Here is a 6641-nt window from a genome sequence, read left to right on the forward strand (position 1 = left end):
CATGCGGGACGCCGCGGCTCACAGGGAGCGGCTGCAGTCGGACGACCTGCGTCCGGTCAGTGCGAGTAGTAGAGGTCGAAGTCGAGCGCGGTGACCGCCATCTCGGCCTTGAGCACGTCCTTCCTCTTCTCGGCGATGTACGCGTCGATCAGGTCGTCGGAGAAGACGCCGCCGCGCGTGAGGAACTCGCGGTCGCGGTCGAGGCTGTCGAGCGCGACCTCAAGGTTCGGCGCGACGGTCGGGATCTTGGCGTTTTCTTCGGGCGGCAGATCGTAGAGGTTCTTGTCGGCCGCTTCGCCCGGATGGATCTTGTTCTGGATGCCGTCGAGACCGGCCATCAGGAGCGCGGAGAAGCCGAGATAGGAGTTGCAGAGCGGATCCGGGAAGCGGACCTCGATGCGGCGGGCCTTCGGGCTGTTGACGAACGGAATGCGGATCGAGGCGGAGCGGTTGCGCGAGGAGTAGGCGAGCTTCACCGGGGCTTCAAAGCCGGGCACGAGGCGCTTGTAGGAGTTGATGCCTGGGTTGGTGATCGCGTTGATCGCGCGGGCGTGCTTGATCACGCCGCCGATGTAGTAGAGCGCGAGCTCGGAGAGACCGGCGTAGCCGTTGCCGGAGAAGAGGTTCTGGCCGTCCTTCCAGATCGACTGGTGGACGTGCATGCCCGAACCGTTGTCGCCTTCGACGGGCTTGGGCATGAAGGTGGCGGTCTTGCCGTAGGCGGCCGCGACGTTCCAGACCGTGTACTTCAGGATCTGCGTCCAGTCGGCGCGCTGCACGAGCGTCGAGAAGCGCGTGCCGATTTCGCACTGGCCGGCGCCGCCCACCTCGTGGTGGTGGATTTCAACGGGAACGCCCTGCTGCTCGAGGAGCGTGCACATTTCCGCGCGGATGTCGGCGAGGCTGTCGCAGGGCGGAACCGGGAAGTAGCCGCCCTTGACGCGGTTGCGGTGGCCGAGATTGCCGCCTTCGATGTCCGCGCCCGTGGACCACGGCGCCTCTTCGGAGCCGATCTTGAAGAAGGACGCGCCCGAGCGGTGATCCCACTGCACGGAGTCGAAGATGAAGAATTCGGGTTCGGGGCCGAAGTAGGCGGTGTCGCCGATGCCGGTGGACTTCAGATACGCTTCGGCGCGGCGGGCGAGCGAGCGCGGATCGCGCTCATAGCCCTTGCCGGTCGTCGGCTCGAGCACGTCGCAGTTGAGCACGAGCGTGTTGGCCTCGCGGAACGGGTCCATGCGGGCGGTGTTCGGGTCAGGCTGCAGCAGCATGTCGGAGGATTCAATACCGCGCCAACCGATGAAGGACGAACCGTCAAAGGGCTGCCCGAGCTCGAACGTGTCTTCGTCGATCTTGTCGGCCGGGATCGTCAGGTGCATTTCCTTGCCGAGCAGGTCGGTGAGGCGCAGGTCGACGAACTTGCAGTCATTGTCCTTAATCATCTGCAGCACATCAGCAGCGGACGTCATAACTCTTCTCCTACAGTGCGGCCCGGTCAGCCGGCCGCCGGAAAGTGATTGGTTGATGCCCCCTCACCGGCCGGGGGGAGAACCTGCCGGAAGGGTTTGTACGGAGCAGTGAAGCAAGGCGCGTGCCAAACGCCGGTCGCCCATGCCCCGCGCGCCTGCCGCGGCGCCCGACTGCCCGGCCGATCGGGCGGACGGGCGCACCACATTCAGGCGCCGCACGCGCCCTAGGCCGCTTCTCAGTCTCTGCGACAGGGATTATGCACGGGAGAAGGCATTCAACGCACCACTTCAGTGCGCATTCTGCGCCAATGCGTCTGCGGCACATCAAATCACCAGTGAGAGCGCGCACCAAAATGGAACGCACGTCCGGCGGGACGATCAAAGGAAGGCCTCCTGAACGTCCGAGAGGAAGTCGAGCCCCCGGCGCGTCGTGCGGATCCGCGCGGGATCCGGGTCGAGGAGCCCCGCTTCGCGCAACCCTTTGAGTGCGGGCGCAACCGCCTCGAGCGGGAGCCCCGTGCGCTCCGTGAAGAGCGCCGCCGGAACGCCCTCAAGGAGCCGCAGCGCGTTGAGCATGAATTCAAAGGGCAGGTCCGCGGCCTCGACCCAGCGGGACTCCTCGACGCGCGAACGGCCGAGCAGGGGTGCGTCCAACCATGCGCGGGGGTTGGCGCGGCGCATTTCGCGCCGGACGCCCGCAGGGGTCGTCACCTTGCCGTGCGCGCCCGCGCCCGCCGCGAGGTAGTCGCCGAAGGTCCAGTAGTTGAGGTTGTGCCGGCAGCGGTGTCCGGCGCGGGCGTAGCCCGAAACTTCGTAGCGCCCGAAGCCCGCCCGTCCAAGGATCTCCTCGACGAGCTCGCCCATCTCCGCCGTTTCGTCTTCGTCGGGAAGTCCCTCGGGGACGCGCTTCGCGAAGGCCGTTCCCGGCTCGATCGTGAGCTGGTAGCAGGAGAGGTGCGTCGCGCCGCTCGCGACGGCCTCTTCGAGCTCCTCCCTGAGCCCCGCCGACGTCTCGCCCGGCAGGGCGTACATCAGATCGAGGTTGAAGTTCTCAAAGACGCTGCGCGCCTCGCAGACGGCGCGCCTCGCCTCATCGGCCGTGTGGATGCGCCCGAGGCGCTTCAGGCGCTCATCCGAAAAGCTCTGGACGCCGATCGAGAGGCGGTTGACGCCCGCCTCTCGGAAGTGCGCGAACTTTCCCGCCTCGACCGTGCCGGGATTCGCTTCGAGCGTCACCTCGCAGTCGGGGGCGAGGGGAAAGCGTTCGCGAAGGCCGGCGAGGAGCGCCGCGAGCGCCTCGCCCGACATGAGCGAGGGCGTGCCGCCGCCGATGAAGATCGACGCGACTTCGCGCCCCTCTGCGTCGGTCCTCCACCCTTCGAGGTCTTCGAGGAGGGCGGCGACGTATCTTCCTTCGAGCGCGGCGAGGTCCGCGGGCGCCCGGTGCGAATTGAAGTCGCAGTAGGGGCACTTCCTCACGCACCAGGGCCAGTGCAGGTAGATCGAGAGCGGAATGCGGGAGGGGTCGAGCGCCGCCATCAGTCGACTTCCGCGCCGGTGAGGCCCCAGCGTTCGCGCATGAGTTCGGCCATGCGCTTCAGGGCCTGGCCGCGGTGGCTCACGGCGTTCTTCTCTTCGGCCGTGAGCTCGGCCGCCGTGCGGCCGAATTCCGGAAGGTAGAAGTGCGGGTCGTAGCCGAAGCCGCCCTCGCCCTTCGGCTGATCCGCGATCTCGCCGCGCCAGAACCCTTCGGCGATGAGGGGTTCGGGGTCGTCGGCGCTGCGCAGGGCGACGAGCACGCACGTGTAGTGCGCGCGCCGGTCGGCGACGCCGGCGAGCTTCTCGACGAGGAGGCGGTTGTTGGCGGCGTCGCCGGCGCCTTCGCCCGCGAAGCGGGCGGAGTGCACGCCCGGCGCCCCCTGGAGCGCCTCGACGCACAGCCCCGAATCGTCGGCCATCGCCGGCAGCCCCGTCTCGCGCGCGGCGTGGCGGGCCTTGGCGAGGCAGTTCTCGACGAACGTGCCGTAGGGCTCGTCGCAGGACGTGACGCCCAACTGCTTCTGCCCGGCGACGGTGAGGCCGAGCGCGGCGAACATCGCCTGGAATTCACGGATCTTTCCGGCGTTGCCGGAGGCGAGGACGAGGAGGCTGCGGGCGTCGGCCGCGGGTGTGGTCTGGGTCATCTCTGGTGCTCTTGGGTCTGGTGGAGGTTCTGCGGGGAGGCGGCGGATCAGCCCTCAAGGGCCGCGCGCTGCAGGCGCGCGAGTTGGGCGTTCCCCTTCTCGGCGAGCGCGAGGAGGCGCGAAAGGTCCTCCTTCGAGAAGGGCTCGCCCTCGGCCGTGCCCTGGATTTCAACGAAGGCGCCCCGGCTCGTCATCACGACGTTCATGTCCGTGTCGGAAGTGCTGTCCTCGACGTAGTTGAGGTCGAGGACGGGCTCACCCGCCCACATGCCGACCGAGACGGCGCTCACCTGGGCCTTGAGGGGATCCTCGGCGATCATGCCCTTGGCGAGCATCCAGTCGACGGCGTCCCGCAGCGCCACCCAGGCGCCCGTGATCGAGGCGCAGCGCGTGCCGCCGTCGGCCTGCAGCACGTCGCAGTCGATCTGGATCGTGTGTTCGCCCAACTTTCTGCGGTCCACCACGGCGCGCAGGCTCCGGCCGATGAGGCGCTGGATCTCCTGCGTGCGCCCCGACTGCTTGCCCTTGGCGGCCTCGCGGTCCGTGCGGGTGCCCGTCGAGCGCGGGAGCAGCCCGTACTCGGCCGTCACCCACCCTTCGCCGCGGCCCTTCAAAAAGCCCGGCACGCCCGGCGTGACGCTCGCCGTGCAGAGCACGTGCGTGTCGCCCGCGCAGATGAGCACGCTCCCCTCGGCGTACTTCGTGAAGCGCCGGGTGATCGTGACGGGACGGAGCGCGTCGACGGCGCGGCCGTCGGGACGGGGGGTGTTCGGATACTGCGGTTCGGTCATCTTGAGCTCTGCTGCTGCGGAAATTCTGTCCATTCGGGGGGAACGGCAGGCTCCGGGCCTGCCGCTCCCGGCAGCCCTCATGCTACTGCAGACGCCCTGCGGCGGGCGCGTCCCGCCCGAACCGATCCCGCTGCGGCACCCGTGCCCTCCGGTCGAACGCTCTAAAATGCGCGCACTTTCAAAACAATTCCCTTCCCGGAGCACATGGCGCTTCCCGTACGCGACGGCCCTCAATCGTCCCGCGCCCGCGACGCTCCCGGCGGAAGGCACCCTGAGAAGGAGTTTGCGCAATGTCTTCAGTCTCCAGCATGACGGGCTACGCCTGCGCCGACGGCAAGACCCCGGCCGGCACCGTCACCGTGGAATGCCGCACGGTCAATTCCCGCTTCCTTGATCTGACGCTGCGCCTTGACGACGGCCTGCGCTTCGCCGAGCCCGCCGTGCGCGAGCGTCTGCAAAAGCGCCTCACCCGCGGCAAGGTCGAGGTGCGCATGTCGCTCACGGCCGACGAAACGGCGCTGCCGACGGCGGTGAACCAAGGGGCGCTCAAGCGCCTCCTCGCCCTCCAGGACGCCGTCCTCTCGGCCGACGTCAACGCCGAGGAGCTCTCGGTCGCCGAAATCCTCGAGATGCCCGGCATCACCGCCGCGCCCGCCGTGGACCGCGACGCGCTCCTCGCGGCCGTCCTCACCGTGCTCGACCAGGCGCTCGACCAGTTGGTCGCCGCGCGCCAGCGCGAAGGCGCCGCCCTTACGAAGGTTCTTCTCGGCTACTGCGACAAGATGGCCGGAGTCGTGAAGGAAGTCCGCGGCGCGATGCCCCAGATCGTCGCCAACCTCGAGACGCGCCTCACCGAGCGCCTCGAAACGGCGCTCTCGAGCGCCCTCACGGAGAAGAGCACCCTCACGAAGGAGGAGGTCTGCGACCGCATCCGTCAGGAGGTGACCCTCTATGCGATCAAGATGGACGTGGACGAGGAGATGAACCGGCTCGAGACCCACATCGCGGAGGTGCGTCGCCTGCTCGCCGCGGGCGGCGCCGTCGGGCGCAAGCTCGACTTCATGGCCCAGGAGATGAACCGCGAGGCGAACACCCTAGGCTCCAAGGCCGCGGCGATCGAAATGACCCAGGCCTCGCTCGCGCTCAAGATCACGATCGACCAGATGCGCGAACAGATCCAGAACTTCGAATAATCCTCACTCAAACGACCGTTTTGGGAGAATCCGTCATGGCCGAGACCGACCTCAACGCCCCCGCCGCCGCCCGTCATCCGGGCCGGCTCTTCCTCGTCACCGCCCCGTCGGGCGCCGGAAAGTCCTCGCTCGTCAACGCGCTCCTCGAGCGCCAACCCACGATCAAGCTCTCGATCTCCTGCACGACGCGCGATCCGCGTCCGGGCGAGGTGAACGGCCGCGAGTACCACTTCATCACCGACACGATGTTCCAGGAGATGAAGAACCGCGGCGAGTTCCTCGAGTGCGCCCTCGTGCACGGCCACTCCTACGGCACGAACCGCACCTGGATCGAGGCGCAGATGGCGCAGGGCAACGACGTGCTCCTCGAGATCGACTGGCAGGGCGCGCGCCAGGTGCGCGCGAAGTTCGCCGGCACCGTCGGCATCTTCATACTCCCGCCCTCGATCGAGGCGCTCGAATGGCGCCTGCACCACCGCGGCACGGACTCCCCGCAGACGATCACGCGCCGTCTGATGGGCGCGGGCGCCGAGATCGCGCATGCCCCGGAATTCGAGTACGTTATAATTAATGAAGATTTCGATACGGCCCTCAGCCAGCTTGAGGCCATCGTGACGGCGAGCCGACTGACCTATGCTCAGCAGGCCCTGCGCCACCACGATCAGTTCGCGAACCTCGGCGTTCCGGTCTGATTCCTCGCTTCGCTGGCCTGATCGGGCCTTTTTCCGTCTACTGCTCACCACTCAAGAAAAGACAAATGGCACGCATCACCGTTGAAGACTGCCTGAAGAGAATCCCCAACCGCTTCCAGATGGTTCTGGTTGCGGCCTACCGTGCCCGTCAGCTCTCGCAGGGCTACGCCCCCAAGATCGACGCCAAGGACAAGCCGGCCGTCATCGCCCTGCGCGAGGTCGCCGACGGTCTCGTCGGCACGGACATGCTCAAGCATGTGCAGTAACCGCACGCACTCAGACTTCTGACGCAGACGGCCGGGCCGCCTCTCTT

Annotated in this window: 7 protein-coding genes; 3 read left to right on the top strand and 4 right to left on the bottom strand. The window is 67.6% G+C overall.

Features of this window, described 5'->3' with window-relative positions:
• Nucleotides 1-56 precede the first annotated feature (56 nt).
• From glnA to rph, 4 genes are all read right to left on the bottom strand, one after another.
• A complete protein-coding gene (gene glnA / locus ACT6Y9_RS07530) occupies nt 57-1469 on the bottom strand; it encodes a type I glutamate--ammonia ligase (protein WP_443744075.1) in 1413 nt (470 codons plus the stop codon).
• Nucleotides 1470-1847: 378 nt separating this feature from the next.
• Nucleotides 1848-3008, bottom strand: a complete 1161-nt coding sequence (hemW, locus tag ACT6Y9_RS07535) for a radical SAM family heme chaperone HemW (RefSeq protein WP_443744076.1) — start codon at nt 3006-3008, stop codon at nt 1848-1850.
• The gene (gene rdgB, locus ACT6Y9_RS07540) at nt 3008-3652 is read right to left on the bottom strand and encodes an RdgB/HAM1 family non-canonical purine NTP pyrophosphatase (RefSeq protein WP_443744077.1); all 645 of its coding nucleotides are present in this window, start codon (nt 3650-3652) and stop codon (nt 3008-3010) included. Before rdgB ends, hemW begins: the two co-directional genes overlap by 1 nt.
• 47 nt (nt 3653-3699) lie before the next feature.
• On the bottom strand, nt 3700-4443 hold the full coding sequence (rph, locus tag ACT6Y9_RS07545) for a ribonuclease PH (RefSeq protein WP_443744078.1): 744 nt from the start codon (nt 4441-4443) through the stop codon (nt 3700-3702).
• A 290-nt stretch (nt 4444-4733) separates the two neighbouring features.
• Here rph and ACT6Y9_RS07550 point away from each other — a divergent pair, with 290 nt between their 5' ends.
• The 3 genes from ACT6Y9_RS07550 (at nt 4734) to rpoZ (ending at nt 6594) form a co-directional block, all read left to right on the top strand.
• Entirely contained in the window at nt 4734-5636 is a 903-nt protein-coding gene (locus ACT6Y9_RS07550; protein ID WP_443744079.1) for a YicC/YloC family endoribonuclease, read from the top strand.
• Between the two features lie 35 nt (nt 5637-5671).
• A complete protein-coding gene (gene gmk / locus ACT6Y9_RS07555) occupies nt 5672-6328 on the top strand; it encodes a guanylate kinase (protein ID WP_295480524.1) in 657 nt (218 codons plus the stop codon).
• Nucleotides 6329-6393: 65 nt separating this feature from the next.
• Nucleotides 6394-6594: a DNA-directed RNA polymerase subunit omega gene (rpoZ, locus tag ACT6Y9_RS07560; protein WP_295480526.1), complete on the top strand. Its 201-nt coding sequence runs from the start codon at nt 6394-6396 to the stop codon at nt 6592-6594.
• Nucleotides 6595-6641: the final 47 nt, after the last annotated feature.

It is taken from the genome of Sutterella sp., from assembly GCF_052272535.1.
Classification (GTDB): domain Bacteria; phylum Pseudomonadota; class Gammaproteobacteria; order Burkholderiales; family Burkholderiaceae_F; genus Sutterella.

Bases quoted from the DNA above. Each gene is read 5' to 3' on its own strand.
- glnA (WP_443744075.1), bottom strand. From the start codon at position 1,469: ATGACGTCCGCTGCTGATGTGCTGCAGATGATTAAGGACAATGACTGC.
- hemW (WP_443744076.1), bottom strand. From the start codon at position 3,008: ATGGCGGCGCTCGACCCCTCCCGCATTCCGCTCTCGATCTACCTGCAC.
- rdgB (WP_443744077.1), bottom strand. From the start codon at position 3,652: ATGACCCAGACCACACCCGCGGCCGACGCCCGCAGCCTCCTCGTCCTC.
- rph (WP_443744078.1), bottom strand. From the start codon at position 4,443: ATGACCGAACCGCAGTATCCGAACACCCCCCGTCCCGACGGCCGCGCC.
- ACT6Y9_RS07550 (WP_443744079.1), top strand. From the start codon at position 4,734: ATGTCTTCAGTCTCCAGCATGACGGGCTACGCCTGCGCCGACGGCAAG.
- gmk (WP_295480524.1), top strand. From the start codon at position 5,672: ATGGCCGAGACCGACCTCAACGCCCCCGCCGCCGCCCGTCATCCGGGC.
- rpoZ (WP_295480526.1), top strand. From the start codon at position 6,394: ATGGCACGCATCACCGTTGAAGACTGCCTGAAGAGAATCCCCAACCGC.